The organism is Phyllobacterium sp., from assembly GCF_037994425.1.
GTDB lineage: Bacteria > Pseudomonadota > Alphaproteobacteria > Rhizobiales > Rhizobiaceae > Phyllobacterium.
Genome location: NZ_JBBNAM010000240.1, coordinates 1 through 2,101 on the forward strand (window position 1 = coordinate 1; position 2,101 = coordinate 2,101).

2 protein-coding genes are annotated in these 2,101 nt (G+C 58.4%); one reads left to right on the top strand and one right to left on the bottom strand.

Annotation, left to right across the window (positions count from 1 at the left end):
- On the top strand, nt 1–969 hold a 969-nt coding region (locus AAAB35_RS16815), incomplete at its 5' end, for an isocitrate/isopropylmalate family dehydrogenase (protein WP_340669439.1).
- Between the two features lie 54 nt (nt 970–1,023).
- On the opposite strand, the gene AAAB35_RS16820 is transcribed toward AAAB35_RS16815, so the two are convergent.
- The gene (locus tag AAAB35_RS16820; protein ID WP_340669440.1) at nt 1,024–1,977 is read right to left on the bottom strand and encodes an alpha/beta hydrolase; all 954 of its coding nucleotides are present in this window, start codon (nt 1,975–1,977) and stop codon (nt 1,024–1,026) included.
- Nucleotides 1,978–2,101: the final 124 nt, after the last annotated feature.

The window sequence follows — 2,101 nt, forward strand, 5'->3', positions numbered from 1 at the left end:
GGCCTCAGGATCGACTGGCGGCCCATGCCCATTGGACGGACGGCGCTCGATACACATGGCTCGACCTTTCCGGAGGGGACGATGGAGACGCTTGCAAGGATGGACGGCTTCATTCTCGGGCCGATCGGCCATCAGGCCTATCCCAAGGTTCCGGGAGCCATCAATCCGCATCCGATCATGCGCAAAGGCTTCAACCTGTTTGCCAATGTACGCCCCACGAAATCTTTCCCGGGGCTTGGGGCAATTTACGATGGTATCGATCTCGTCATCGTTCGCGAAAACAATGAAGGCTTCCAGCCCGATCGCAATGTGGCTGCCGGTTCCGGTGAGTTCAGGCCCACCGAAGATGTCACCATTTCCGTGCGTGTCATCACCCGCGTCGGATCGGCGAGGGTGGCGCGCACAGCGTTTGAGATCGCCCAGCAGCGCAAGAAACGCCTTACGCTTGTCCACAAGAATACCGTATTCAAGCTTGGTTGCGGCATGTTCGTCGAGGAGTGCCACCGCGTTGCCAAAGAGTTTCCCGATGTCACCGTCGACGAAGTGATCGTTGATACGATGGCGATGCGCCTCATCCGCGACCCGCAGACCTTTGACGTGATCGTGACGACCAATATGTTCGGAGACATCCTCACCGATGAGGCTGCCGGCCTCGTGGGCGGCCTTGGCATGGCGCCAGGGCTTTGCATTGGCGAGGGCAACCTTGCGATGGCGCAGGCAACGCATGGGTCTGCTCCCGATATTGCCGGAAAGGGAATTGCCAATCCGTTTGCGATGATCGAGTCAACACGCATGATGATCGAGTGGCTCGGCCACAACCGCAAAATCGCCGAGGCGCTCGAGGCCGCATCCCTAATGGAACGTGCCATCGCGGGCGCGCTTTCGAATCCCGCAACGCGGACGCGTGATATCAATGGAACAGCCGATACCGCCGGCATGACGCAAGGCATTCTGGCGGCAATGGTCTGAGGCGCATTAAGGCTCAAATCCGCCGGCCGGACGATCGGCCGGCGGATTTTTAGATCAGGCGGCCAGCGGCATTGGTTCCTTGCCGCTGAAGAAGGTCCAGAAGGCATCATAGATGATGTCCGGCCGTTGTTCGGCCGGGTAGTGACCGGTCGGGATAGCCCATCCGCGCAGATCAGTCGCCCAGGGCGTCCAGGCCTCGATCGGTTGGAAATGCCGTCCGCAATGGCTGTTGGAGCCCCAAAGCACGAGGACCGGGCATCGGATGGTCTTTTGCCCGAAATCCGCGGTATCCATGGCGAGGTCGACGCTGACCGTGGCCCGGTAATCCTCGCACACCGCATGAATTTGTTCCGGCGTCGTGCAGCGCTTGTATTCGGCCATGGCTTCGGGGCTGAATATATTAAGTCCCACGCCCTTCTTGTTGAGCTTGTAGTCGATGTAGTAGGCAAGATCGGCCGTCAACAGCTTTTCGGGAAACGGTGCCTTCTGTGCCATGAAGAACCAATGATAGGCTTCAAGGCCCCAGCCCAGCGTGACATTCGTGAGCGCATGATGGGTCGGTACGATGTCCAGCGCCGCCATCCGCTCGATCCGTTCCGGGTAGTCGAGAGCCATGCGGAAGGCGACGCGCGCCCCGCGATCATGTCCGGCGACATGAAACCGCACAAAGCCAAGTTTCGACATGATCTCAGCATTATCGTCGCCCATTGCCCTGAAAGAATAGCCGGAATGGTCTTCACCCCCATTCGGCTTGGAACTGTCCCCATACCCACGCAGGTCGGGCGCCACCACCGTGAAGCTCCTGGCAAGCGTCGGTGCGATCCGGTGCCAGCTGACATGGGTCAAAGGGTTGCCGTGGAGAAGCAGGAGTGGAGGTCCCTCCCCGCCAATAGCGATATTGATTTCAGCGCCGGCGGTTTGGATTCGCTGATAGCGGAATCCGTGCATCAGCGTTCCGCTCTCTTCCAGCATTGGCGGCATTTCGGCGCTCGGCTCGGCCATCGACATGATGTATCTCCTCTAAACTCTACCAATCGCGTTTTCTCACGTGACAGGAAACTCATGCTCTTTTTGGTAAATTGTCAACAGTTTGTAATTGACAATTTGGAGAAATTTGGGCATCCGAATAGTG